Source organism: Pseudomonas sp. G166 (genome assembly GCF_037027455.2).
GTDB lineage: Bacteria > Pseudomonadota > Gammaproteobacteria > Pseudomonadales > Pseudomonadaceae > Aquipseudomonas.
Genome location: NZ_CP146985.1, coordinates 1,917,263 through 1,940,641 on the forward strand (window position 1 = coordinate 1,917,263; position 23,379 = coordinate 1,940,641).

General features: G+C 60.0%; 22 protein-coding genes. 10 read left to right on the forward strand and 12 right to left on the reverse strand.

The genetic code is table 11. The annotated features are described in order from the left end of the window. The first annotated feature begins 16 nt into the window (after positions 1–16). The gene (locus SGN16_RS08665) at positions 17–502 is read left to right on the forward strand and encodes a glutathione peroxidase (protein WP_210643554.1); all 486 of its coding nucleotides are present in this window, start codon (positions 17–19) and stop codon (positions 500–502) included. Beyond that, the gene (locus SGN16_RS08670) at positions 499–963 is read left to right on the forward strand and encodes a MarR family transcriptional regulator (protein WP_335945349.1); all 465 of its coding nucleotides are present in this window, start codon (positions 499–501) and stop codon (positions 961–963) included. The genes SGN16_RS08665 and SGN16_RS08670 overlap by 4 nt, the downstream gene beginning before the upstream one ends. On the opposite strand, the gene SGN16_RS08675 is transcribed toward SGN16_RS08670, so the two are convergent. After that, complete coding sequence (locus SGN16_RS08675; protein ID WP_335945350.1) at positions 944–3,265, reverse strand: response regulator; 2,322 nt, start codon at positions 3,263–3,265, stop codon at positions 944–946. The two genes, SGN16_RS08670 and SGN16_RS08675, sit on opposite strands and share 20 nt — an antisense overlap. A gap of 163 nt (positions 3,266–3,428) precedes the next feature. On the opposite strand from SGN16_RS08675, the gene SGN16_RS08680 reads away from it, so the two are divergent. After that, positions 3,429–4,319: an ATP-binding protein gene (locus SGN16_RS08680; protein ID WP_335945351.1), complete on the forward strand. Its 891-nt coding sequence runs from the start codon at positions 3,429–3,431 to the stop codon at positions 4,317–4,319. Continuing rightward, positions 4,316–4,798: a GAF domain-containing protein gene (locus SGN16_RS08685; RefSeq protein WP_210643558.1), complete on the forward strand. Its 483-nt coding sequence runs from the start codon at positions 4,316–4,318 to the stop codon at positions 4,796–4,798. Before SGN16_RS08680 ends, SGN16_RS08685 begins: the two co-directional genes overlap by 4 nt. Here the strand turns inward: SGN16_RS08685 and SGN16_RS08690 are convergent, their stop codons facing one another. The 7 genes from SGN16_RS08690 to SGN16_RS08720 form a co-directional block, all read right to left on the reverse strand. Beyond that, positions 4,799–7,747: an HD domain-containing phosphohydrolase gene (locus SGN16_RS08690; protein WP_335945352.1), complete on the reverse strand. Its 2,949-nt coding sequence runs from the start codon at positions 7,745–7,747 to the stop codon at positions 4,799–4,801. It abuts the gene before it with no gap. Between the two features lie 116 nt (positions 7,748–7,863). Further along, the gene (locus SGN16_RS08695) at positions 7,864–11,484 is read right to left on the reverse strand and encodes a transporter substrate-binding domain-containing protein (protein ID WP_335945353.1); all 3,621 of its coding nucleotides are present in this window, start codon (positions 11,482–11,484) and stop codon (positions 7,864–7,866) included. An 11-nt stretch (positions 11,485–11,495) separates the two neighbouring features. Continuing rightward, entirely contained in the window at positions 11,496–12,122 is a 627-nt protein-coding gene (locus SGN16_RS08700) for a response regulator transcription factor (RefSeq protein ID WP_123342045.1), read from the reverse strand. A 459-nt stretch (positions 12,123–12,581) separates the two neighbouring features. Further along, positions 12,582–13,910, reverse strand: coding sequence for a deoxyguanosinetriphosphate triphosphohydrolase (locus tag SGN16_RS08705; protein WP_210643561.1), 1,329 nt, complete (start codon positions 13,908–13,910; stop codon positions 12,582–12,584). Between the two features lie 148 nt (positions 13,911–14,058). Next, positions 14,059–14,394: a hypothetical protein gene (locus SGN16_RS08710; RefSeq protein ID WP_210643562.1), complete on the reverse strand. Its 336-nt coding sequence runs from the start codon at positions 14,392–14,394 to the stop codon at positions 14,059–14,061. Next, positions 14,391–14,780, reverse strand: coding sequence for a phage holin family protein (locus SGN16_RS08715; protein WP_025212640.1), 390 nt, complete (start codon positions 14,778–14,780; stop codon positions 14,391–14,393). The genes SGN16_RS08710 and SGN16_RS08715 overlap by 4 nt, the downstream gene beginning before the upstream one ends. 2 nt (positions 14,781–14,782) lie before the next feature. Continuing rightward, positions 14,783–15,097 (reverse strand): YqjD family protein, encoded by a 315-nt coding sequence (locus SGN16_RS08720; RefSeq protein WP_210643563.1) that lies wholly within the window; start codon positions 15,095–15,097, stop codon positions 14,783–14,785. A 339-nt stretch (positions 15,098–15,436) separates the two neighbouring features. Between SGN16_RS08720 and SGN16_RS08725 the strand changes: the two genes are divergently transcribed. Beyond that, entirely contained in the window at positions 15,437–16,645 is a 1,209-nt protein-coding gene (locus SGN16_RS08725; RefSeq protein ID WP_335945354.1) for an ammonium transporter, read from the forward strand. Here the strand turns inward: SGN16_RS08725 and SGN16_RS08730 are convergent. Further along, a complete protein-coding gene (locus tag SGN16_RS08730; protein ID WP_210643565.1) occupies positions 16,642–18,354 on the reverse strand; it encodes a monovalent cation:proton antiporter-2 (CPA2) family protein in 1,713 nt (570 codons plus the stop codon). The two genes, SGN16_RS08725 and SGN16_RS08730, sit on opposite strands and share 4 nt — an antisense overlap. A gap of 188 nt (positions 18,355–18,542) precedes the next feature. Here SGN16_RS08730 and SGN16_RS08735 point away from each other — a divergent pair, with 188 nt between their 5' ends. The 3 genes from SGN16_RS08735 (at position 18,543) to SGN16_RS08745 (ending at position 20,157) form a co-directional block, all read left to right on the forward strand. Beyond that, positions 18,543–18,779 (forward strand): glutaredoxin family protein, encoded by a 237-nt coding sequence (locus SGN16_RS08735; RefSeq protein ID WP_210643566.1) that lies wholly within the window; start codon positions 18,543–18,545, stop codon positions 18,777–18,779. Between the two features lie 95 nt (positions 18,780–18,874). Beyond that, on the forward strand, positions 18,875–19,195 hold the full coding sequence (locus tag SGN16_RS08740; RefSeq protein WP_135844442.1) for a transcriptional regulator: 321 nt from the start codon (positions 18,875–18,877) through the stop codon (positions 19,193–19,195). Positions 19,196–19,266: 71 nt separating this feature from the next. After that, positions 19,267–20,157 (forward strand): pseudouridine synthase, encoded by an 891-nt coding sequence (locus SGN16_RS08745; protein WP_335945355.1) that lies wholly within the window; start codon positions 19,267–19,269, stop codon positions 20,155–20,157. A 78-nt stretch (positions 20,158–20,235) separates the two neighbouring features. Here SGN16_RS08745 and SGN16_RS08750 read toward each other — a convergent pair whose 3' ends face one another. Both SGN16_RS08750 and mobA read right to left on the reverse strand, forming a co-directional pair. Beyond that, entirely contained in the window at positions 20,236–20,457 is a 222-nt protein-coding gene (locus tag SGN16_RS08750; RefSeq protein WP_210643568.1) for a YgdI/YgdR family lipoprotein, read from the reverse strand. Positions 20,458–20,532: 75 nt separating this feature from the next. Further along, entirely contained in the window at positions 20,533–21,135 is a 603-nt protein-coding gene (mobA, locus tag SGN16_RS08755) for a molybdenum cofactor guanylyltransferase MobA (RefSeq protein WP_335945356.1), read from the reverse strand. Positions 21,136–21,213: 78 nt separating this feature from the next. On the opposite strand from mobA, the gene moaB reads away from it, so the two are divergent. Both moaB and glp read left to right on the forward strand, forming a co-directional pair. Beyond that, positions 21,214–21,753: a molybdenum cofactor biosynthesis protein B gene (gene moaB / locus SGN16_RS08760; protein WP_210643570.1), complete on the forward strand. Its 540-nt coding sequence runs from the start codon at positions 21,214–21,216 to the stop codon at positions 21,751–21,753. A 22-nt stretch (positions 21,754–21,775) separates the two neighbouring features. Further along, entirely contained in the window at positions 21,776–22,963 is a 1,188-nt protein-coding gene (gene glp, locus SGN16_RS08765) for a gephyrin-like molybdotransferase Glp (RefSeq protein WP_210645161.1), read from the forward strand. A 61-nt stretch (positions 22,964–23,024) separates the two neighbouring features. On the opposite strand, the gene SGN16_RS08770 is transcribed toward glp, so the two are convergent. Continuing rightward, positions 23,025–23,333: a hypothetical protein gene (locus SGN16_RS08770; protein ID WP_246883089.1), complete on the reverse strand. Its 309-nt coding sequence runs from the start codon at positions 23,331–23,333 to the stop codon at positions 23,025–23,027. Positions 23,334–23,379 lie beyond the last annotated feature (46 nt).

The window sequence follows — 23,379 nt, forward strand, 5'->3', positions numbered from 1 at the left end:
ACTGCCGAGCCTTGCCATGAGCGACAACCTGCTGAGCATCCCGTGCACCACCATCACCGGTGAGCAAAAGACCCTCGCCGATTTCGCCGGCAAGGCTGTACTTGTCGTCAATACCGCCAGCCAGTGCGGGTTCACCCCTCAATACAAGGGCCTGGAGGCGCTGTGGCAGACCTACAAGGACCAGGGACTGGTCGTGCTGGGCTTTCCCTGCAATCAGTTCGGCAAGCAGGAGCCGGGCAACGAAGGGGCGATATCCGAGTTCTGTGAACTGAACTTCGGCGTGAGTTTCCCGCTGTTCAAGAAAATCGAGGTCAACGGGGCCAATGCCCATCCCCTGTTTGTCCAGTTGAAGCGCCGGGCGCCGGGCGTGCTGGGCTCCAAAGGGATCAAGTGGAATTTCACCAAGTTCCTGATTGGCAAGGACGGCCAGGTGGTCAAGCGTTTTGCCCCAACCACCAAGCCTCAGGAACTGACTGGCGAGATCGAAGCGCTGCTCAAATGAATGAGATGTCAGTCGATTCGCTAAAGCTTGACAGCCAATTGTGCTTCAAGCTGTACGCCGCGTCCCGGGCGGTGATCCGTGGCTACAAGCCGATGTTGGATCAGCTCGGCCTGACTTATCCGCAATACCTGGCGATGCTGGTGCTGTGGGAGTGGCAGGAGATCGCGCCGGAACAACCAACGGTCAAGGCCCTGGGCGAGCGGTTGTCGCTGGATTCTGGCACGTTGACGCCGCTGCTCAAGCGCCTGGAACAACTGGACCTGGTGCAGCGCCAGCGTTCGGCCCGCGACGAGCGGGAGGTGCACTTGAGCCTGACGGATGCGGGGCGGGCCTTGCGTGAGCAGGTTGGCCCGCTCAAGGCGCGTCTGTTGTGCGACAGCGGGATCGATCTGGACCGTCTGGGGAGTTTGCGCGACGGTCTCGATCATCTGTTGGGGCAGATCAAAGCGCTGACGTTGTAGGTACCCACTGGTCCAGCAATGCTGCCAGTTCTTCGCGACGGAACGGCTTGGACAAATAGTCATTCATGCCGGCCACCCGGCAGCGCTCGCGTTCTTCCGGCATTGCGTTGGCCGTCAGTGCGACAATCGGCAAGTCCGACCAGCGCCCGCTGCGGCGGATCTGCCGGCTGGCTTCGTACCCGTCCATCACTGGCATGTTGCAGTCCATCAATACCAGGTCGAAAACCCGCTGCTCCAACTGATCCAGGGCTTCGACACCGTGGGAAGCGACGCTGACTTCGCAGCCCAGTTTCACCAACATGCCCTTGGCCACCAGTTGGTTGACCGGATTGTCCTCCACCAGCAATACCCGCCCGCGCTTGGACGGTGCCAGGGTTTCGATCTGTGCGTCATTGATGCTGGTCGTCTCGCTCTGCAGGGCACGGCGCAAAATCTGATGCAGTGCATGGCGCGCCAGTGGCCGGGCCTGTTGGATCAGGGGGGCGAGGGCGGCGGCTTCTTCGCTGGGCATGAAACTGCCGTAAGCGGTCACCAGCAGGATCGGGGCGTCGAAGGTTGGCCGCAGGTGGAACAGGCATTCCGGGCAATCGGTGATCAACACATCAGGCTTGAGGCCCAGCAGGCTGTCATCCACGGAGCGTCTTGAATAGTCCAACCCCCAGCCTGGCAGCAACATGTTCAGCAACTCGGCCAGGCCGCTGCTGCCGGCAGTAATGGCCACGACGTTGCCGCGCAGGGGTTCGAGCGCTACTGCGGGGGTATGGCACGGCAGGGGCAGGTCGGCGCAGAACTGGCTGCCGAAACCGGCTTCGGAGCTGATGGTCAGCCGGCCCTGCATGACTTCGCAAAGGTTGTAGGTCAGCGCCAGGCCTAGCCCGGTGCCACCAAACTGGCGAGTAATACCGGCGCCGGCTTGGGTGAACGGCTGCAAGATTCTCGCTTGAGCCTCCTGGGGGATACCGATGCCTGTGTCACAGACCTCGATACGCACGCCTCCTTCGTAATGGCTCAGTTTCACATCGACCCGGCCGAAGCGCGTGAACTTGAGGGCGTTGGACAGCAGGTTGCTGACGATCTGGCGTACTCGGGTCGGGTCGCCCAGTACCTGCGCCGGGAACCGCGGATCGATCAGGCAGGCCAGCTCGACGCTGGGTGCGGCGTTCTGGGAAAGCAGGTTGGCGGTATCCTCGACCAGCGAGCCGAGGTCGAACGGGATGCGTTCGAGTTCCAGTTGACCGGCATCGAATTTCGACAGGTCGAGAATGTCGTTAAGCAGCTCGACCAAGACTTTGCCCGAGTCATGGGCAATCGATAGCTGCTGCTGTTGTTCGGCTGTCAGGGGCCCATCCAGGGACAGTGCGATCATCCCCAGCAAACCGTTGAGCGGCGTACGGATCTCATGGCTCATGTTGGCCAGGAACGCGGAGCGGGCTTCGGCCATGTCCAGGGCCGTGCGCCGCGCCACTTCCAGTTCTTCGTTGGAATGGCTGAGGCGAGCATTGATCGCCTTGAGTTCAGCGGTGCGTGACGAGACGATGTTTTCCAGTTGCGCCAGGTATTCGGTGAGGCGATTTTCGGCCGTGCGCCGCTGCTGGATTTCAGTGGAGATATTTTCGAACTGCTGGTTGGCGACCGACACCAGTACACCGATTTCATCGGACTGGTGGCCGGAAGGGCATTCCAGGCGATTCTGTTCGCTGCTGCTCGGATCGCGGCTGCTCAGCTCGCGGATGACCCGCACCAAGGGCTTGGTCAGCATCACGTAGAACAGTGCCAAAAGGATACCGGTCAGGATCAGGCTACGGGCAAAACCGTTGAGCAACGTGACCTCGGCGCGCCGCAGGAAGCGGCTGCCGAACGCGTAGGTATCGACATCCAGGCGCAGCACGCCGAGGGATTCGCCGGGCAGGTGGTCCAGGTAAAGTCGATCTTCGAACTGACGCTGGGCGCCAAACAGGAAGTCGCTGATGAATCGGTAACTGCTTTGGAGTTCGGGCCGCTTGACGCTGGCCAGCACGGTATTGTTGTTGTCGATCAGCTCGGCACCAATGATGGCCGGCGAACGCAACAGGCCCATGGACAGTTCCTGGGCAAGTTCGGCGTCGATGTTGTAGGCAATGCGCGAGGCCGGGTTGTGGCTGATTTCCAACAACGAGAGGATTTCACGGTTGATCGAAGCGTCTTCGCTGGCATAATCGATGCCGATCTGCATCAGGCTGAGCAAGGTGCCCAGCACGAAACCCACCAGGACGGTCAGGCGGGCCTGCTTGTAGGACAGCCGTTGGGTGAATCTGATGTCCATTGAGTGATGAACCACTTACGTTTCCCTTCGCCGGTCAAGCATAGCTGATCATCTCTGAATACCGGTGCAACCGGTTTGTGTCGTGTGGGGTAGACCCGCCATTGGATACGGCGTTTCGTTGCTGTAGCGCCATCATTACTGTGAACCTGCCCGAGGAGAAGACGTGGACTCGCGATTGAATGCTTTTCTTGAGCGTGCCGATGCGGTGCTGGCCCGGATCGAGCCTCTGTTGCCGGCTCTGCGGCCCGACATCGATTGGACCCAGACCCTGGCCGCCCGCTGGCAACGTGACGGGCGCAGCGGTTATTTGCTGCCGCTGCAGGTCAGCCTCGACATGCGCCTGTCGGACCTGATTGGCGTGGATCGCCAGGTCGAACAATTGGGGCGTAATACCCGCCAGTTCATCGACGGCATGCCCGCCAACCATGCGCTGCTCTGGGGTTCGCGTGGCACCGGCAAATCGTCCCTGGTGCGGGCCTTGCTGGCCGAACATGCCCGGCATGGCCTGCGGCTGATCGAGATCGAGCGCGATCACCTGGCGGATCTGCCCCGGGTGGTCGAGCAGGTCGCGAAACTGCCGCAACGCTTCGTGGTGTTCTGCGATGACTTGTCGTTCGAGTCCGGTGAAGGTGATTACCGCGTGCTCAAAAGCGTGTTGGACGGTTCCCTCGAGCAAGCGCCGGATAACGTGCTGTTGTATGCCACCTCCAACCGCCGCCATCTGGTCCCGGAAAAGGAAAGCGACAACGAGAACTGGAAACGGGTGGACGGCGAGCTTCATCCCAGCGAAGCGGTGGAGGACAAGATTGCCTTGTCCGACCGCTTCGGCTTGTGGCTGTCGTTCTATCCGTTTACCCAGGAGCATTTCCTCAACGTGGTGGAGCACTGGATTGGTGAGCTGGCGGCCAAGGCTGGCCTGGCCTGGCAGCGCGACGAGGCGCTGGACATCCAGGCGGTGCGTTGGGCCACCGGACGGGGCAACCGCAACGGGCGTTGCGCTTATCAGTTTGCCCGTTATTGGGTAGGCCTGAAACTGTTGGAGGAAAAGGCATGATCGATTTGAAGAGTACCGGCGAAGGCCTCGATGGCTACGGTTTGTTATCGGCACAGCTTGAGTCCTTGCTGGCCGATGAGCGTGATTTCATTGCCAATGCCGCGCAGTTCTCGGCCTTCCTGTTCAGTCAGCTGGATGATCTGAATTGGGCCGGTTTCTACCTCAATCGCAACGAAGAACTGGTGCTGGGGCCGTTTCAGGGCCAGATCGCCTGTGTGCGGATTCCTTTCGGTCGTGGTGTCTGCGGCACCGCTGCGCAGACCCGCCAGACCCAGCGCGTCGAAGATGTGCATGCCTTCGCAGGCCATATTGCCTGCGACAGCGCGTCGAACAGCGAGTTGGTGGTGCCGCTGGTCAAGGACGGGCGCCTGATCGGCGTGCTTGACCTGGACAGCCCGAAACTGGCGCGCTTCACCGAGCATGATCAGGCCGGCATTGAACAGTTGGCCGCGATTTTCCTGCGCCTGAGCGATTGCTGATCATGCCTTCAGTCCCGCTTTGACCAGCAGGCTGTCCGGGTCGACGTCGTCGATCTGGTGCGGGTCGAGGAACTGGCTGGCGTAATCGAGATAGACCTGCGCTTGGATGAACAACCCGAACAGCTCGGGATCGATGTGGGCGTCACGGCACATGGTGGCCATGATGCCCAGGGCTTCGCTGAGTTTCTTCGCTTTCTTGTAGGGACGGTCGGCCGCCGTCAGCGCTTCGAAAATATCTGCAATCGCCATCATGCGTGCCGGCAGGCTCATCTCCTCGCGTTTGAGGCGCTTGGGGTAGCCGCTGCCATCCATCTTCTCATGATGACCGCCGGCGATCTCCGCCACATTCTCCAGATGGCTGGGGAAGGGCAACTGGCTGAGCATCAGGATGGTTTGCACCATGTGATGATTGATGACATAGCGCTCCTCGCGGGTCAGCGTGCCTCGCTTGATGCTGAGGTTATAGAGTTCGCCCCGGTTGTATTTCCACAGCGGCACGTCGAGTTGGAAGCCCCAGGGGTTGTCCGCCGGAATCAGTTCGGCTTCGTGGCGCTCCAGCAGATGCTCGGGTTTGTCCGCCAACAACATTTCGGTGACCGGCAGGGTGGGCTTGGGCGTGCGCGCCTGGCGCCGGTTTTCCTCCCAGGACACCCCCAGGCGATCATCGAGGGTTCGGGTCCATGGGCGACGGGCGATGTGTTGCAAGCGCTGCAGGTCGGCGTCGGCCATGGTTTCGGAGCCCAGATTGCAGCGGGCGACAAAAGCAAAGTCGTCATCCAGGCTAGCCAGTGCCGCGTCGCGCCGCTGGGCCAAGACTGACGGCTCGCCACCCGTCGCGATGGCCTGCCAGTACTCGACCCAGGTGTCGCGCTTGAGCACCTCGAAACGGGTGCGGATCTCGTGGATCCGGTCGTTCAGGGTTTCCAGTTTGGTGGCTTTATCCACGACATATTCGGGCGTGGTGACCTTGCCGCAATCGTGCAACCAGGCGGCGATGTGCAGCGCTTCCCATTCATCCTCCGTCGGCCGGTAGGCTTGGAACGCTGGCGCCTGGCTGGCAGCGGCGGCTTGGGCGAGCATCAGCGTCAAGGCTGGCACCCGCTGGCAATGGCCTCCGGTGTAGGGGCTCTTGGCATCGATCGCGCCGGCCAGCAATTGGATGAATGAATCGAGCAATTGCTTTTGCCTGGCTTGCAGGCGCTGGCCTTCAATGCTCACGGTGGCGGCACCGGACACGGCCTGCAGGAAGGCGATGCGGTCCGGTTGCAGCTTTTCCAGATCGGCTTCGGTGCCGCTGTCGGTAATCAGTAGTACCAATACGCCGACGGTTTCCTGATGACGATTGCGCAGGCGGATACCGATCAGGTGAACCCGCGGAGAATCCAGGGCCAGCAGGACACTGCGCAGGTCGCCGGCCTGCTCGAAGCCCAGGGAGGTCACGAGGTTTTCTGAAACGGTCAGTTGCTGGAGCCAGGGCGGACTGTCGTCAGCGTCAAGCGCATAACTTTTCAGCTCGAAGGCCTGGAGGTCGCGAGGCGTTCCATCGATCACCAGCCCGTACGGCTTGACCCGATCTTCGTCGTTTTCCCGCAGGTAGATCAAGCCGGCCTGGGCCTGGCCGATTTTTACAGTCTCGAACAGCACTCGCTCCAGCAAGGGGGCAAAGCGGGTTTCGGCGCGCAGGCTTGCAGTGATTTCAAAGAAACTCGCCAAGGTGTCTTTCATTCGAGCCATCGAGAGGCTCAACTGATCGACCTCCAGCACGGGGGAGCGACGCGACACCGGGTAGTTGAAATCAAAGCTGCGAATGGCATCGGCCTCCTGCACCAGCTCGCGCAGGGGTTTGACCAGGATCCTTGAGGTCAGCCAACCCAGGGGCAGGCACAGCAGCAAGGTGGTGAGGGTAACGAGCGCGCCTTGCCAGCGCATGCGATAGGCATCGGCCAGCAACTCATCTTCAGGAACCAGCAGTGCCAACTCCAGGCCCTGCGGCCCACCCTCCTGCATGTGGCTGCGAGAAACGATCCACTGGCGCCCGGCGGCCGTCAGGCGTGGGGTATCTGCGTTGTTGTCGAGCGCGGCGGCGATCGCCGGGCTGAGGTCGCGGGCCTTGATCAGGCGTGCCGACTCGCTGTCGGCAATCAGCCGGTCGCTGTCGGGATAGCCCACTGCATTGCCTTGGGGGTCGAGCAATACGATCTCGGTGCCGGCGGTCACTTTGTGTTTGGCCAGGGTCTGGGACAGCGCCGCCAGGGTCAGGTCGGCACCGATGACCGCGTGCTCACCGCTGCGCCGGGCCAGGGTGGTACCGATATGACGGGTGGAAAAAAATGCGTAGGGTTCGGTGGTGATCTGGCCTGCGCTGTCCAAAGCACTGCGAAACCAGGCGCGACTGCGCGGATCGTAGGTTTCGTCGGCGATGTCCTGGCGGGCGATGAGCACCAGGGCCTCGTCGTAAAACAACGACTGGGAGATAACCGGGCCTTGGTTGTTCGCTCGTTCCACGGTCCAGACCTGATAGGCCGCATTGGCCGGCGCCTTCAGGATGGCTTTCAGGGCCGCCGTGCGCAGGGGCCGGACCATCAGAAAGTCGCCGTTGCTGTCGCCCAGGTACAGCGACGCCAGGTTCGGGTTGTCCCGCAGCGCCTGGCTGAAAGGGGGGAGCAGGGCCATGCGCCCGGCCATCTGGGGCGTGCGTGTCGCCGGGTAGTCGGCCAGCAGGCCCAGCAGGTGGCGGATCGGTTCGTAGGTGTCGTACAAATCCAGGCGCACATCCTGTTCAATCCGGTTGAACAGCTTTTCACTGCTGGACAGGATGATTTGCGTGGTTTGTTGGTAGTTGAAAATGCCCAGTACCACCCCGGTCAGCAACAGAAGCAGGGTAAACATCATGCTGATGTGGACGTGAAGGGGAAACCGGCGTTTTTCCGGAGGCGGTGCGCTGGGCATTGCAGTCACTCCAAGTGATAGGGCGCGTTCTCAATCAGTTTTCCGGTGCGTTGAGGCAACTGATTGAGAACGCCCCTGATACGCACTGCTGAGCGAACAGCATAGTAAACGCTGGATTATTTTGCCTTGGCGATCTCTGTTTCCAGGGCCCGTTCCAGTTCCGTCATGGCTTGATCGAGGGCCTCGGCGCATTCGCTCGTTCGCTCAGGCGCCTGTGCCTGATGACACGCTTGTTCCAGTGCCTCACAGCGCTGGATCAACGAGCTCGCCTGCACAATTCGGGCGACGCCTTTTATTTTGTGCGCCGCTTCGATCAATGCCTGCCGGTTGCCGCTGCGGGCGATGCCAAGCAGTTCTTGGCGGTCCGAACGGTTGCTGCTGAGTAACTCGGCCAGCAGGCGTCGTGTGGAGTGTGGGTCACCGCCGGTCAAGGCCTTTAGACTCAGTACATTGAAAACACGTGGTCGGTTGATGGGTTTGACCGTCCTCATCCATTGGCTCAGGGCGCTCAGGCTGATCGGTTTGAACAGGCAGTCATCCATGCCGGCGTCCAGGCAGTGTTGTTTTTCCTCGGGCTGCGCATTGGCGGTAAACCCCAGGATGGTGCAGGGCGGCAGTTGTTGTTCGGACTCTCGTTGCCGAATCGACCTGGCCAGTTGATAACCGCTCATGATGGGCATGTTGCAATCGGCGATCACCAGGTCGAAATGCCCTTCATGCCAGGTCTCGAGCCCTTGTGCGCCATCGAGGGCCACCTGATAGTGATGGCCCAGATATTCCAGCTGTTGTGACATCAACAAACGATTGGCCGGATGATCGTCCACGACCAGGACGTTCAGCGCGGTAGCGGCCGTGTCGATCTGCGGTTCGGCGGGCGCGATAGCCATTGTCGGGGGCAGGACGGTCAGTTGCAGGCGGACCTGGACTTGCGTGCCAGTGCCCGGCTGGCTGCTCATATGCAGGCTGCCGCCCATCATCTGGCACAGGTTGCGACTGATCACCAGCCCCAGCCCGGCACCCTTGCGGGCCATCCGGCCGGTATTGTCGACCTGGGCAAAGGGTTCGAACAGACGTTGCAGGTCCGTCGGGCTGATGCCAATGCCGCTGTCACTGACCTCCAGTTGCATGTGCACGACGTTGTCCTGGGCGGTGCGTGACAGGTGCACCTTGATTTGTACCCGACCTTGTTCGGTGAATTTGAGGGCGTTGCTGATCAGGTTCGAGAGCACCTGTTTGAATCGCAAGGGGTCAATCAATACGTCCGGGTTGCCTTCGCAAGGGTCAAACTGCAGTGACAGCGCCAGGTTTTTCTGTCGGGCCAAGCCTTCGAAGACTCGTATGACCGATTGCAGCATGGCCCTGAGATTGACTCGCTCGGGCGCCAGGCTCAGATGACCTGATTCGATCCGCGCGATGTCCAGGATATCGCCTATCAGTTCCAGCATGCCGGAAGCCGACTCGTACGCGACTTCTATGGCCGAGCGGTCCAAATGCCCCTTTTCGGCATGTTTCAAGGCCAGTTCCAGCATGCCGATCACGGCGTTCATGGGGGTACGGATTTCATGGCTCATGGTCGCCAGGAACGTGCTTTTGGCCCGGTTCGCGTCATCAGCCTGTTTCTTGGAAGCACGCAGCTCCTCGAAGAGCTGGCGCCGCTCGCTGATGTCGATCCAGCCGCCAATGATGCCTTGCACTTCTGCGGTGGAGTTACGGTAGGGGAGGATCCAGTGATAGATCGTCAGCTTTTTGTCTCCAATGTGCAGCGGCCGGTCCACGATCAGGGCGGTGCCTTCGGCCATGACGCGCTGATAGTCCGCCTGGTACTCCTGCGCTTCGAAAGCATTGCTCATGGACCCGGGCATGACATTCTTGCCGATGACGTCTTCGCGTTTGGCCCCGAACGTTTCCAGGTAGCTGTCGTTGCAGCTTTGCAGGAAGCCGTGGCGATCTCTCACGTAAATGGGGTGAGGGGTGCCGTTGAGCAGCGAGTGCATGAACTCGAGCTGGTCGTTGAGGGCCAGTTCGGCCCGTTGCCGTTGTCTGATCTGGCGCTGCATGTAGGCATTCCATGCCAGAGAAAGCAGCAGCAACAGGCCGACGCCTGCGACGATCTGGAAGAACAGACGGTTATAGGTGCGCCAGGTGTATTGCGATGCCGAGACGTAGCCGCGCCATCGGTTGTTGATGACGCCCAGCTCGTCGGGGTCGATGCTGGTCAAGGCCTTGTCGAGAATGGAGTTCAGCTCGATGGCATTTTTCCCGGTGGCCAGTGAGAACATGGCCTGCTGAGTGCCGACGGTGCTGCTGATTTGCAAGGTGTCGCGCAGCGAGTGAGACGAGATGAAATAGTTGGCCATGACCAGGGAATGCACGCTGCCGTCGACCTGGCCCTGGGCGAGCATTTCAATGGCATGCGAGGCGTCGATGGTTTCGATTATCTTGAGGCTCGGGTACTGGTTGCGCAGCCATTCGATGACCGGATTGCCCTTGGCGATCGCCAGGCTCCGGGCCCCGAACTGGTCGAGTGTCGCCGGTGTATCGGATTGCCTGCGGGTCAGCAGCACAAACGAGCTGTCGATGTAGGGACGGCTGAATTTAAGTTGTTGCTGGCGTTCGCTGCTCGGCAAAAGTGCAGCGATCATGTCGGCTTCACCATTCAGCACGGCGGCAATCATTTCGCTGTCGTTCTGGCGCCGCTGGATGTCCAGGCGCAAGCCGGTATGCAGCCGGATCAGCTCCAGCAGGTCGGCGCTGATTCCGCGCAAATCACCGTCCGAATCAAAGAACGTGAAGGGGGCCGCCGTTTCGTTCACGGCCACCCGAACCACCGGGTGCCTGGCCAGCCAGCGTTCCTCCCGTTCAGTCAGTTGTATTTTGTGCTCCGTGAGGAACAGGTCGCTGCCCGCGCTCCAGCGCTTGAAGATGGCCGCTTGCTCGGCGACGGAAATCTGGTTCAGCGTGGCGTTGATGATTTCCAACAACCGGGTGTCGTCGCGCCGCACTGCGAAACCGAACCCGTAGGACTCATGTTTCCCGAAACTGGCCATGCGGATATTGCTCAAGTACCCCTTGCTGATCATGTAATGGGTAGAAATGGTATCGCCGAGAAATACATCGGCCTGGCCGAAGGCAACGGCGTTTATGGCGTTCTGGTAAGAGGGATAGGTGGTGATGAGCGCCTGGGGGTAGAGTTTTTCGATTTCCGGTAGCGGCAGGTAGTGATAGACCATGCTCAGCCGCAACCCCTTGAGGTCTTCAGTCAAGGATCGGCTTTCATTTGTCCGGGTGACGAGCACGGGCTGGTCCACTGCATATGGCATCGACAGGACAATGCCGGGGTTGCGGGCTTCGAAACCGTTGGCGGTCCCCAGCAGGTCGATTTGCCCGTTCTGGAGCGCAATGATGGCCGCCTCACGGGAAGCGAATCGCAGGACCTTCATGGGCAGGCCGGTCGCTTGGGCGATGATACCGGCGTAGTCGGCGGTCATGCCCTCATAGTCGCGCCCGCTGGTGGAAAGATCGAAGGGCGGATAGTCCGGCGCAGAGGTGCCTAGAACCAACTCCCGCCGGCTCTGCAGCCAGGCGCGGTGGGCGTCATCCAGCCTGATCTCGCTAGGAGCCGGGGTTGAACGCCCTAGAAGCGTATAGGCTTCGGGCTCATTCGCTGCCGCCGCGAGGCCCCCTGCATATAATCCGGCGCTCAGCAGCAGGAGACATGCCTTTATGCACTTGAGCATCCTGTTCTTTCTCATACCAGCGCGTTGCGCTTCGCCATTTCAATCAGTTCTACCAGGGATTTGACTTTAAGTTTTTGCATCAACCGTTTTTTATAGGTGCTGACGGTTTTATTACTTAGGAACATACCTTTGGCTATTTCTTTGTTGGTACGGCCCTGGGCAAAAAGTTGCAGTACCATCAACTCCCGATCATTGACACTCTTGAACAGATCCAACTCGATACTGCGCGGGTCATCCTGGCGGACCGGGTTCAGCGCTTGGCTGGGGAAATAGTTGTAGCCGGACAATACGGCTTTGATCGCGCTGACAAGCTCACTGAGGTCTTCTTGTTTACAAACGTAACCAGAGGCGCCGGACTGCATGCATCGGATACCGAACAGCGTGGGAGACTGTGCCGTGAGCACCAGCGTTTTGAGCGGTGTGGTCATGGCGTTGAAGCGTGACAGGATTTCCAACCCGTCAAGCTTGGGAATGCTGATGTCCAGGATCACCAGGTCTGGCATGCATTCGCGCACCATTTGCATCGCGTCGACGCCGTTGTCAGTTTCCCCTACGACCTTATAGCCCTCATGCTCCAGAAGCATGCGAACGGCGAGGCGGATGACCGGATGATCGTCGACAATGAAAACGGAGTTCATGAATAAAGTATCCCTACGAGCTTAAATAAAGCGCGCACCTTAGCCCAGTTAAAGCCAGGGCCGTACGAGGAGAAAGGCATGCCTTCGTAGTTTCAGACGTTTCCTACAAAAAAAGAGGCAGGGTACTACGGTGTGATTGGGTTTTTAGTAGGTGGATGAAATAGGAAGGGGGATCTGATAGCAGTTTATGAAAGGATGTTTCCTTCAATGAGTTGTTTATAAAAATAAGTGAGAAGTGGGAAGGGGGATTCAATATTGCGGGCAGGTTTCACATTTCTTCCTGATGTGAAACTTGCCCGAAAGCCCATTGTTGGAGGGGGCACAGAACCTCGGTACGCAGCGCAACTCATGTGGGAGCGAGCCTGCTCGCGATAGTGAGCGGGCGCATCGCGAGCAGGCTCGCTCCCACAAGTTTTTGTGGCTGGAAGGAACCCCGGCGCACCGCAGCACCCACACAGCTTATTGCCGGGTGCGGCCCGTCATTTCCTGGGCCATTTCGCTGGCGTAACTGTCGGTCATTCCGGCGATGAAATCGATCATTCGCAGGAATGCACCATGCAACGGGCCGTTGGGGTCGGGTGCGTTGTTGCCCAGCAGATCGAGGATGCGGCGATTCTTGAACGAAGGCGTACGGCCCCCGTGCTGTTCCAGAGCCGCGCCACAAAATCCATTGAGCAAGATTTCCAGCGTCGTGTAGGCGCCGATTTCGTGAAGGGTCTTGCGCTTGTCCTGGAATATTTTCTTGCGGGCCATGTCCTTGGCATTCAGTACGCAGCGTTTGGCCGGGCCATGCATGTGCTCCACCAGGTCGCCTGGCAGCGTGCCGGCCAACAACGCCTCCTGCTGCTCGACGAACGCCCTGGCGGCGGCGTTGGTCAGGTGTTCGATGGCCTTGCCCCGCAGGATCGCCAGCTTTCGCCGTCGGGAATCCAGTGGCCCCAGTTGGCGATAGGTGTCTGGAAGATCGTCTCCCACCAGATCCAGGAGCAGCGACTCTACCTGCGGATACTCCAGCAGATCCATCTCCACGCCGTCCTCCAGGTCGATCAGCGCATAGCAGATGTCATCGGCGGCTTCCATCAGGTACACCAGAGGGTGCCGTGCCCAGCGCTGGTCTTCGATTTGGGGCAGGCCAAGCTTGTGGGCGATCTGTTCCAGTAGCGGCAGTTCGCTCTGGTAGCAACCGAACTTGTGCTTCTTATAACCCAGGGAGTCGGCGTGGCGGGCGGTCCAGGGGTATTTCAGATAGGTTCCGAGGGTGGCATAGGTCAGTCGAGTACCGCCGTCGAACTGATGATATTCAAGTTGTGTCAGGACCCGGAATCCTTGGGCGTTACCTTCGAAGTTGAGGAAGTCGTTGCGCTCGGCTTCGCTCATGGCGTCAAGCCAACCGCGGCCTGCGGCTTGCTGGAACCAGTAGCGAATAGCGTCTTCACCGGAGTGACCGAACGGCGGGTTACCGATGTCGTGGGCCAGGCAGGCCGATTGCACGACCATGCCCAAGTCGCTGGGTTCGCACCAGTCGGGCAGGGCGCTGCGGATGGTCTCTCCCACACGCATGCCCAGGGAACGTCCGACGCAACTGACTTCCAGGGAATGGGTCAGGCGCGTGTGGATGTGATCGTTACTGGAGACCGGGTGCACCTGTGTCTTGCGGCCGAGGCGGCGAAAGGCACCGGAAAAGATGATGCGGTCGTGGTCTTTGTGAAACGGGCTACGGCCCAGCTCTTCCGGGCTGTGCAAGGTTTTTCCGAGACGTTCGCGAGTCAGCAGGGTATGCCAATCCAAGGCCGGTTACTCCGTTTGATGAGATCGATACCCTAGCTTCCCGGTTCGTGGCGCGCCCTGCAAGGGCCGTGGGTTCGTGCACAGAGGAGGATGGTCAAGCACAACACCCCTGTGGCGAGGGAGCTCGCTCGCCACAGGGTGTGGGGCTTCAGGGCTTGCGCACGCTTTTGGCCAATTTGATCAGTGGCAGCAGCGTCGTCGCCAGGCGTATCAGGCTTGTCACGCCGCCGGCGCCACCGCTGCGGCTGCGTTTGCCCGTGATGAAGCCTAGCAAGGTCACCGCGGCCACGCCCCAAAGCGGCGCATGCTTGATGCCGAAGCCTTCATGCCAGCTTTGCGTCAAGCCGCGAACCCGTTGCAGCGGTTGCAGCAACTGGCGCGTTTCCTGGCGGATTTCCTGGCGGTGCATTTCCATACGCAGACGCACCAGCGCCTTGCGCATTTCCTGGCGGGTCCGGGCTTGAGGAATATCAGGCAAGCTCATGGCAGCAGGCGCTCCCGATCATTGGCCAATTCTTCGAGGGTGGCATGGAAGGGAGACGATTCGTCATAGATCGCTGCCTTGAGCCGAAGACCACAGAACAGCGCCGCCAGCAGATAAAACAGGCACAGACCGATGATGCCCGCCAGGCGATAGGTATCCCATACCAGGATCAGCACCAGCGCCGAAAGCCCGACCAGCAGCAGCAAACCGAACACCAGCGCAAGCCCGGCGAACAGCAGCAGGCTGACGGTGCGGGCCTTTTGTTCCTGCAATTCGATGCCGAACAGTTCGACATGGCTGTGCAGCAGGCCAAGGAATGCCGCGCCCAGGCGGCGCGCTGTTGGTTGTGTGCCCGCTTCGGACGAGCCCGGTTGTTCGATCCCCATGATCAGCGCCGCGTTGCCAGCAGACCGATCAAAAAGCCCACGCCCGCTGCAATGCCGACGGACTGCCAAGGGTTGGCCTGTACGTATTCCTCGGTGGCGGTGACTGCGGCCTGGCCCCGTTCGCGTACCGAGTCTTCGGTCAATTTGAGGGTTTCACGGGCGCGCAAGAGCGTTTCGTGAATCTGGCTGCGCAATTCATCCGCCTGGTCACCTGCCAGCGTCGCGGTGTGATCCAGCAACCGTTCGGTGTCGCTGACCAGTGTCTGAAAATCTTCCATCAGGATTTCTTGAGCGGTCTTTGCCTGGGTTCTGGCCATGGGGTGAATCTCCGTAAGTGACGTCTGAAGCGTTCGAGTATGAGCCTTGTCGGAAGGTTCAGTGAAAGTGGCTGGTACAACTTTTGCTCAGGCATTGCCATGTACTGGTGCGACACCCTGCACCAGTGCGCTGAAGCTGGGCACAACCCCGCAAAACCTTAACCTAAATAATCAAAACCCGCGAAGCACCTCAAAGCGGGATGTCGTGTTGTCAGTTTGCGCGCACCAAAGCGGGTCATGAGCCTTCGGTAGGCTGGTGAGTCGTTTCAATTTGGTGCGCCGGCAGGGCGGGCGAACCGGTTTGGTGCTTTTTTTAACTTTTTCAGGTCTGCCAACACCATGGAAAATATGCAAAGCGCTGTGGAGAGTCTCCTCCATAGCTCCAACACGTTGTTCATTCTGCTGGGTGCGGTGATGGTTCTGGCGATGCATGCCGGTTTTGCGTTCCTTGAAGTGGGAACCGTCCGGCAAAAGAACCAGGTCAATGCACTGTCCAAGATCCTCAGCGATTTCGCTGTCTCGACCCTGGCCTATTTCTTTATAGGCTACTGGATTTCCTACGGTGTGACCTTTCTGCAACCGGCAGCGGTGCTCAGCGCCGATCATGGTTATAGCCTGGTGAAGTTCTTCTTCCTACTGACATTTGCCGCCGCGATTCCGGCCATCATCTCCGGTGGGATTGCCGAACGTGCCCGGTTTGCGCCGCAGTTGTGCGCCACGGTGCTGATCGTGGCGTTTGTTTATCCATTCTTCGAAGGCTTGGTCTGGAACGGCAATTTTGGCCTGCAAGCCTGGTTACAGGCTCGGTTCGGTGCCGGCTTCCATGACTTCGCCGGTTCCGTGGTGGTGCACGCCATGGGCGGCTGGCTGGCGTTGGCCGCCGTGCTCTTGCTCGGGCCGCGCAACGGCCGCTACCGGGACGGCCGCCTGGTGGCGTTCGCGCCCTCGAGCATTCCGTTCCTGGCCCTGGGGTCGTGGATCCTGATTGTCGGCTGGTTCGGTTTCAACGTGATGAGTGCCCAGACCCTGCCTGGGGTAAGCGGGCTGGTGGCGGTCAACTCGTTGATGGCCATGGTGGGCGGTACCGTGGCGGCATTGATTGTCGGGCGCAATGACCCAGGCTTCCTGCACAACGGCCCGTTGGCTGGCCTGGTGGCGGTTTGTGCCGGATCCGACCTGATGCATCCGGTCGGCGCGCTGGCGACCGGTGTCATCGCCGGCGCCTTGTTTGTCTGGTGTTTCACCGCCGCCCAGGGCAAGTGGAAGATCGACGATGTGCTGGGGGTGTGGCCGTTGCATGGGTTGTGTGGCGTCTGGGGCGGTATCGCCTGCGGCATCTTCGGCCAAAGCGCCTTGGGTGGGCTGGGAGGAGTCAGCCTGATCAGCCAGCTGTTCGGCACGGCGCTGGGCGTTGTCATCGCCCTGGCCGGTGGGTTCGCGGTCTATGGAGTGATCAAGGTCTTGCTGGGGCTGCGGTTGACGCAGGAAGAGGAGTACTACGGCGCCGACCTGTCGATCCACAAGATCGGCGCGGTCAGCCAGGACTAAGGCTCTTTGTCCTGATTGCCCGGATAAAAGCCGTGTAGCAAGCGATAGCGGTCATGCCGGACCTGATCCACATGATGCCGGACCTGCTGCTCGGGCAGGCCGAGCATGATCAAGGCGTGGGAGGCCAGCATGAGGCTCGACTCCAGCAGCTCCGGGACCACTTCGCTGGCCCCGGCCGCCTGCAACTCGGCCAGTTGGCTGTCATCGCGGGTGCGTACCAGGATCGGCACCTGAGGGTTGAGTCGCCGGGCTTCCCTGAGGACGGTGATGGCGATGTCGGTCTTGTCGACCGCAATCACCAGCAACCTGGCGCGGCCCAGGCCGACGGCGACCAGCAGGTCGCCGCGTCGCGAATCACCGTAATGCACGCAGTGCTCCCCGACGGTGGCTTCCCGGATGATCACCGGGTCATCATCCAGGGCGACGAACGCCTGGTTTTCCCGACGAAGAAAGCGCCCGATGGACTGGCCGACACGCCCATACCCGCAAATGACCACGTGGCCCGACAAGCCAGCGTTAAGCGCGCTGATCTGGTCCAGTTGCGCCTCTTCGTTGGGTTTGCGATGCAGGCGCGCGGCGATGTGGGGTGCGGCGCGCAGCAACAGCGGGGTCAGCAGCATGGAACAGAAGGTCGCCGCCAGCAGCAGGCCACTGATATCGGCCGGCATGAGGCGGTTCTGCTGCATCTGCGCCATCAAGGCAAAACAGAATTCGCCACCCTGGGCCAGGGCCAGGCCACTGCGCCAGGCGGTTTCACCGTCGCTGCCGCGCCATTTCACCAGCACGGCGACCACGCAGCCCTTGATGAGCATCAGCGCCAGGGTCAAACCAAGGATCAGCAGACCGTCATCGATGAACAACTGCAGATCGATCAGCATGCCGATGCTGACGAAAAACAGCCCCAGCAGGATGTCGCGGAACGGGCGGATATCGGCCTCGATCTGATGCCGGTAGTGGCTTTCCCCCAACAGCATGCCCGCCAGAAACGCCCCCAGGGCCGGTGACAGGCCGAGCAGGTGTGTCAGCCATGCCGTCAGCAACACGATCACCAGGGCCAGCAGCACGAACAGTTCTGCGGACCGGGACGCAGCCACTTCATGGAACAGTCGGGGCAGTAGCAGGCGGCTGGCTAGCAGTAGGCCACCGAACAAGACCAGGGTCTTGCCCAAAGTCAGGGGCAGCGCCCAATACCAAGGGTGCTCGCTGCTGCCGGCGAATACCGGTACCAGGGTCAGCAACAGCACCGCGACCACATCCTGGAACAGCAGCACGCCGATGGCGTTCTGGCCGTGACTGCTGAAAATCTCCCCCAGACTCGTCAACTCCTTGCTGACAATGGCGGTGGACGACAAGGCCAATCCTGTGCCGAGCAACAGTGCGGCTATCACTGGCGCACCGCAGAATGTCAGTAATGCCGCCAGGAGCGCACCCGAACACACCACCTGCAGGCTGCCAAGGCCGAACACGACCCGACGCAGTTCGAGCATCTTCGACAGAGAGAACTCCAGTCCCAACGAAAACAACAGGAAAACCACGCCGAGCTCGGCCAGGTCTGGCAGTTCTTCGCTGTCATTCACCCAGTTCAGCGCGGTCGGCCCCACCGCCAACCCGACACAGAGGTAGCCCAGTACCGGTGGCAGGCGCAGTCGCCTGAACAAGGCGATGACCACCAGGGACGAGGCAAGAATGATCAGCAGGTTGGCAAACAAGGGGCACTCCGGTTCAAGGTTCTGAGACACAGCGTAGAGGGAAAAAAGTGCTAAGCATCGCCGGAAAAACTTTCGCGTTCAGTGATTTGCATCAGCGTTTTACCGAGACACCCTCAAGAGAGACAGCGGCTCGACGGTTTCCTGGGGCAGGCCTAGAATGACCGTCTCTCTTTTGTGGGTCTACCGTCATGCCTCCTGAATGCAAGCTGTTCAGCACCCTGGGTTGCCACCTCTGTGAAGTGGCCGAAGCGGAGTTGATGCCTTTGGTTGAACATGGACTGTTGGTGGAGCTGGTGGATATCAGCGAAAGCGAAGCGATGGCTGAGGCCTATGGGCTACGAATCCCGGTCCTGCGCAGAATCGATACTGGCGCAGAGTTGGACTGGCCTTTTGATGCCGAACAGGTTGTCGCGTTTCTGCGCTGATAGCCTTTCCACTCATCGTATCTACATGCAGGTCATTGGCGAAAATCGCATTCTTCGGTTACTGTATGCCCATACAGCTATCTGGAGTGCACCCCTTGGTCAATGTCGAACAATTGAAGAACAGCGTGAACCGGATGTCCGTGGACGTTGTGCGCGAGGCTGTCCAGGAGTTACGCCTGGACGGGCTGGTGACCGAAGGCAAGACCCCCTTCAACAAACTGCATTTCAACACCTGCTTTGCCGAGATTGAAGCGTTGTTCCAGCGTGCCGGCTACCATAAGCAGCTGGATGTGGTCGGTTACCAGGGCCTGTTGTACGCATTGTACGATCCGGGGCGCTGGGAGGCGGTGGAAGTGCTGCGCTGGTTGAAAGAATTCACCGAGGCGGCGGCGAAGCCAACGTCGATCCCGGCCTGAAGCAATCACTACTGGGCTGGCTGGCGCGACTGGCAGATAATGCTGCCCTGCAAAATGGCTAAGAGTCTTCAATGTCCGGTTCCTCGTTTTCCGCTGCCCACCATCAAGCCAGTACGTTGTATCTACCCCCCGGTTCCTGGCAGACGGTATTGGAGTGCCTGTGTGAGCATTTCAGTGCTATCAGCCGCGAGCAATGGCTGGACCGCATCGCCCGGGGGCGGGTGCTGGATGGGGAGGGCAAGGCGATCGGTGTCGACTTGCCCTACCGTGAAGGCCTGCGCATCCACTATTTTCGTGAAGTGCCCGACGAGAAGCCGATCCCCGTGCTGGAGTCGATCCTGTATGCCGACGAGCATTTGGTGGTGGCGGACAAACCGCATTTTTTGCCGGTCACTCCGGCAGGCGAATATGTCGAGCAAACCCTGTTGCGACGACTGATCCGGCGACTGGACAATCCCCATCTGGTGCCGTTGCATCGTATCGATCGGCACACGGCCGGGCTGGTGCTGTTTTCAGCCAACCCGCACACTCGTTCGGCTTATCAATCGCTGTTTCCCACCCGGCAGATCGACAAGCGCTACCAGGCCATTGCTCGCGCGCTGCCTGAATTAACCTTTCCTAGGGTGCATAAAAGCCGAATGATCGATGGCGAACCGTTCTTCCGGATGCAGGAAGGTCCGGGCGAACCCAATACCGAGACGACCATTGAGGTGCTGGAAAGAAACGGCGAGCTGTGGCGCTATGGCCTGTATCCGGTTACGGGCAAGAAGCACCAGTTGCGGGTTCACATGAACGCCCTTGGCGCCGCCATCTGTAACGATCCGTTTTATCCTGATGTGCTGCGGGACGCCGATGACGACTACGCCAATCCACTTAAGCTGCTGGCCCAAGGGCTGCGTTTCATCGATCCCGTCACTGGCCAGGAACGTGTTTTTGAAAGCGGCATTACGTTGCAGTGGTAACCGACCTGGCTTTCTGACCGGCACAAAAAAGCCCGCAAATATTGCGGGCTTTTCTGTATCTGGTCGTGGCGTTGAAGATTACAGGTCTTTAACGGTACGAACCTGATCCTTGTTCACGCGAGTGTGCTTGCCGTCCAGTTGCTCGAATTCGTAGAAGCCGCTTTCTTCGTCGTACTTGGGCGTGTCGACGGCCTGGATTTCGCGACCGTCATTCAAGGTGATCACTGTTGGCGATGCGCAACCGGCGAGAGTGGCAAGGCCCAGTGCGAGCATGAAAGTGGCGAGGGTCCGTTGAGTCATGGTGTTTCTCCGAAATGGATTCTTCAAGTTACTAACCTTCAGACGTATACATTGCACGCAAGTTCCTGGCTAGTGTCAATCTGACACGCCATTGTGTTGGGCCAGTAATTCCGGGGTATTCAGATTCGCCAGCCGAGGATCGTTGGCGGGGCATGGCAACGCAACGGCGTGGAGCGTGCGCATGATGCGGCCGGGGCTTCGTTCGCCTTCGCACCAGGCCTGTTCGAAGGCACCTGCCAGCGCCCGCGGAATGACGCACAGCAGCGGTTCCCAATGCTCGCCGTGACGCACCATGAGCGGTCGGTCGGGATGCCGGCTGGCTGTTTCGCGCATGCTGTCGAGCAGGCTTGAGTCGATTTGTGGAACGTCGCATGGCAGCACCAGCAGATATGGATGCCTTGCCGCCTTGAGGCCGGCGCGGATACCTGCCAGCGGGCCGGGAAAATCGCCTTCGTCGTCATGTACCAATTGATCGGCATACAACGCATAGCGTTCCAGATTGCGGTTGCAAGAGATGATCAAGTCATCGCTCAGCGCCCGGGTCTGGCGATGGAGATGGGCAATCAGTGGTTCGCCCTGCCATTCCAGCAGGCCCTTGTCTTGCCCGCCCATGCGTTGCCCGCGCCCACCCGCCAATAGCAGAATGGAACATGATGGCAGAGGAGTGTTCGTGGTCATGGCGTGTCTCCGCACAGGCGAAAAAATGAAGCGCTGTGATATAACACCGGGCTGTTTCCCCTACAACTGGACGAGCCTATGAAAGCCAAGGCTGATGTACCTTTCGTGCCGCTCAATATTGCGGTGCTGACTGTCAGTGATACCCGTACCCTGGAAACCGACACCTCTGGGCAGGTTTTTGTCGACCGGCTCACTGCGGCCGGCCATAACCTGGCGGCGCGGGTCCTGCTCAAAGATGATTTGTACAAGATTCGGGCACAGGTCGCGACCTGGATTGCCGAAGACGTGGTGCAAGTGGTGTTGATCACCGGTGGCACAGGATTTACTGGTCGCGACAGTACCCCGGAAGCCGTCGCATGCCTGCTGGACAAGCAGGTTGACGGTTTTGGTGAGTTGTTCCGGCAGATTTCCGTGGCGGACATCGGCACTTCCACGGTCCAGTCCCGGGCGTTGGCCGGCTTGGCCAACGGCACGCTGGTTTGCTGCCTGCCAGGTTCCACCAATGCGGTGCGCACCGGGTGGGATGGGATCCTCGCCGAACAACTGGACGCGCGGCATCGTCCATGTAACTTCGTGCCCCATTTGAAACAGGCCGCTGCTTGTGAATCCCGTGGGTAAACCGGGCAAGGCTGGCGCCTTGATGGCCGTCGAGGTCGCGTTGGAGCGATTGCTCGAAATGGCGGCGGCCACGCCGATTGTCCAGCGCGAACGCCTACCCTTGGCCGCCGCACAAGGGCGGGTGCTCGCCGAGGATTTGGTGTCGACCCTTGATTTGCCGCCATGGCCCAACAGCGCCATGGATGGCTATGCCTTGCGGCTGGCTGACTGGGACGCAGAACCCTTGGTGGTCAGCCAGCGAATTTTTGCCGGGCAGGCACCGCAGCCATTGGCCTTTGGAACCTGCGCACGGATCTTCACGGGAGCACCTGTCCCGCCCGGCGCCGATTGCGTGCAGATGCAAGAAAACGCTGTGGTTGAAAGTGATCAGCGGGTACGGTTTACCGAACCCATGGTCAGCGGGCAGAACATTCGCCCTCAAGGACAGGAAGCAACCGTTGGCGAGCAGGTCCTGCCTGCAGGTACTCGTCTGGGGCCAATCGAGCTGGGGCTGGCGGCCTCCTTGGGCTGCGCGTCGCTTGAAGTGGTGCGCAAGGTGCGCGTTGCCGTCCTGTCCACCGGCGACGAGTTGGTCGAGCCGGGGCAAGCACTGGGCCCGGGCCAGATCTATAACAGCAACCGCGTGCTGCTCTGTGGCTGGCTACAGCGCCTGGGCTGTGAAGTTGTGGATGCGGGTATCCTGCCTGACGACTTGCCGGCTACTCGCGAACGCCTGGCGAAGTTATTGGATGTCGACTTGATCCTGTCCACGGGCGGCGTATCGGTGGGGGAGGCAGACTTTCTAGGCATCGCATTGCGCGAGGAGGGAGAGTTGGCGCTTTGGAAGCTCGCCATCAAGCCCGGGAAACCGCTGACCTTCGGGCATTTCCGTGGCGTGCCGGTGATAGGCCTGCCTGGAAACCCCGCTTCGACACTGGTGACATTCGCATTGCTGGCAAGGCCCTACCTGCTGCGACGCCAGGGCGTCCAGTCGGTGGCGCCGCTCAAGTTCACTGTGCCGGCTGGGTTTGCCTGGCCGAAGGCAGGCGGGCGACGAGAATACTTGCGAGGTCGCATGGAGAATGGTCGTGCGATCATCTACCGCAATCAAAGCTCCGGTGTCCTGCGTAGCGCAGCCTGGGCTGAAGGGCTGGTCGAGGTGATCGAGGGGCAAACACTGGTCGAAGGTGACCAAGTAGGTTTTATCCCCTTGAGCGAAGTCCTGGGTTAACGCTGCAGCGATAACGTGTTCCGGCCCGAGTCGAATACCCGGGCCTTCATATCCGTTGCCTTTATCGCGAGAGCAGCATCACCACCTGGTCGAAACGACTGTTCGCAATCCACCCCAGCAGACCGAGGACCACCGCTGCCGCGCCGGCCGAATAGGCTAGCCTGTGGCGGATCACCTTGACGTCGGTGCGGATTTCATCCATGTCTTTGCGGATGTATTTGAGGTGGGTTTCCAGTTCAACGACGCGCGGTTCCAAATCAATTCCTCCAGCGGGATTACTGCAACTTTTGCATTCGTTTTGAGTATCTGCCTGCTCGCTTCCAAAGGATGCGAACTGCCGAGGCGAGAGCATGTATTCATGGCTACGCATGGGACGCTTCATCCCTTTGGCCATTACTGTTCGAATCGCTGATCAG

Excerpts from the sequence above, each read along its gene's own strand:
- SGN16_RS08700 (WP_123342045.1), bottom strand. The coding sequence starts at position 12,122 with ATGAACTCCGTTTTCATTGTCGACGATCATCCGGTCATCCGCCTCGCC.
- SGN16_RS08715 (WP_025212640.1), bottom strand. The coding sequence starts at position 14,780 with ATGGGGATCGAACAACCGGGCTCGTCCGAAGCGGGCACACAACCAACA.
- SGN16_RS08695 (WP_335945353.1), bottom strand. The coding sequence starts at position 11,484 with ATGCTCAAGTGCATAAAGGCATGTCTCCTGCTGCTGAGCGCCGGATTA.
- SGN16_RS08720 (WP_210643563.1), bottom strand. The coding sequence starts at position 15,097 with ATGGCCAGAACCCAGGCAAAGACCGCTCAAGAAATCCTGATGGAAGAT.
- glp (WP_210645161.1), top strand. The coding sequence starts at position 21,776 with ATGGCCGTCGAGGTCGCGTTGGAGCGATTGCTCGAAATGGCGGCGGCC.
- SGN16_RS08710 (WP_210643562.1), bottom strand. The coding sequence starts at position 14,394 with ATGAGCTTGCCTGATATTCCTCAAGCCCGGACCCGCCAGGAAATGCGC.
- SGN16_RS08670 (WP_335945349.1), top strand. The coding sequence starts at position 499 with ATGAATGAGATGTCAGTCGATTCGCTAAAGCTTGACAGCCAATTGTGC.
- SGN16_RS08675 (WP_335945350.1), bottom strand. The coding sequence starts at position 3,265 with ATGGACATCAGATTCACCCAACGGCTGTCCTACAAGCAGGCCCGCCTG.
- SGN16_RS08735 (WP_210643566.1), top strand. The coding sequence starts at position 18,543 with ATGCCTCCTGAATGCAAGCTGTTCAGCACCCTGGGTTGCCACCTCTGT.
- moaB (WP_210643570.1), top strand. The coding sequence starts at position 21,214 with ATGAAAGCCAAGGCTGATGTACCTTTCGTGCCGCTCAATATTGCGGTG.
- SGN16_RS08690 (WP_335945352.1), bottom strand. The coding sequence starts at position 7,747 with ATGCCCAGCGCACCGCCTCCGGAAAAACGCCGGTTTCCCCTTCACGTC.
- SGN16_RS08725 (WP_335945354.1), top strand. The coding sequence starts at position 15,437 with ATGGAAAATATGCAAAGCGCTGTGGAGAGTCTCCTCCATAGCTCCAAC.
- SGN16_RS08770 (WP_246883089.1), bottom strand. The coding sequence starts at position 23,333 with ATGCGTAGCCATGAATACATGCTCTCGCCTCGGCAGTTCGCATCCTTT.
- SGN16_RS08665 (WP_210643554.1), top strand. The coding sequence starts at position 17 with ATGAGCGACAACCTGCTGAGCATCCCGTGCACCACCATCACCGGTGAG.
- SGN16_RS08745 (WP_335945355.1), top strand. The coding sequence starts at position 19,267 with ATGTCCGGTTCCTCGTTTTCCGCTGCCCACCATCAAGCCAGTACGTTG.
- SGN16_RS08750 (WP_210643568.1), bottom strand. The coding sequence starts at position 20,457 with ATGACTCAACGGACCCTCGCCACTTTCATGCTCGCACTGGGCCTTGCC.
- mobA (WP_335945356.1), bottom strand. The coding sequence starts at position 21,135 with ATGACCACGAACACTCCTCTGCCATCATGTTCCATTCTGCTATTGGCG.
- SGN16_RS08685 (WP_210643558.1), top strand. The coding sequence starts at position 4,316 with ATGATCGATTTGAAGAGTACCGGCGAAGGCCTCGATGGCTACGGTTTG.